The organism is Pseudomonas sp. HMSC063H08 (assembly GCF_001813645.1).
GTDB classification, from domain to species: domain Bacteria; phylum Pseudomonadota; class Gammaproteobacteria; order Pseudomonadales; family Pseudomonadaceae; genus Pseudomonas; species Pseudomonas aeruginosa.
This window is the reverse complement of record NZ_KV813361.1, coordinates 1-515: the sequence shown is the minus strand read 5'-3', so window position 1 is coordinate 515 and position 515 is coordinate 1. Positions and strand designations below refer to the sequence as shown.

Annotated in this window: 1 protein-coding gene and 1 pseudogene; both read right to left on the bottom strand. The window is 63.5% G+C overall.

Annotated elements, in window-relative coordinates:
* Positions 1–93, bottom strand: a pseudogene (locus HMPREF2924_RS36905) (TIGR03749 family integrating conjugative element protein); the annotation flags it as partial.
* Positions 90–515 (bottom strand): PFL_4703 family integrating conjugative element protein (locus HMPREF2924_RS05055; RefSeq protein ID WP_070700393.1); only part of this gene is annotated, 426 nt, incomplete at its 5' end. The gene HMPREF2924_RS05055 and the pseudogene HMPREF2924_RS36905, both read right to left, overlap by 4 nt.

Sequence of the window (515 nt, the reverse complement as noted above, 5' to 3'; positions counted from 1 at the left end):
CGGAATGCGCTCCCAGCGCAGAATCTCCACCGCGTGGGCCAGTGTGGGTAGGGCAAGCATTAGCAAGAGCGAGCCTGTCGACTTCCGGATCATAGACCTCCCTCCCGCTTGGTGGGGGCGGCCGGCTCCTCGAGTTCGATACGTTGAGGCGTGTCGGAGTAGCAGTCCCACTGCAGGCCGAAGGGATTGGTCTCCGGGTCGACGTCGGCGCGGATGACGTGCAACGGGTAGCGGGCCAGCGCCCGCTTGATCTTCTCGCCGGCGTAATACTCCGTGCTGTCCATGTCCAGGTTGACGGTCCAGTCATTGATCGAGTGCTGGATCACGCGGCCATCGCTCTCGCCAATGCCCCGACCGGGGATTTCCGAGGTGGTGCGCTCGCGCCCCCTGAGCTCGCCGGCGTTACGACGAAACTCGAAGTCTTTCTCCAGGAAGACTTTGCAGGAGGGAGTGAGGTAGGCGGCGTAGCGGAACAGGTTTCCCTTGTAGTCCACCTCGCCGTCCTTGGGCCAACG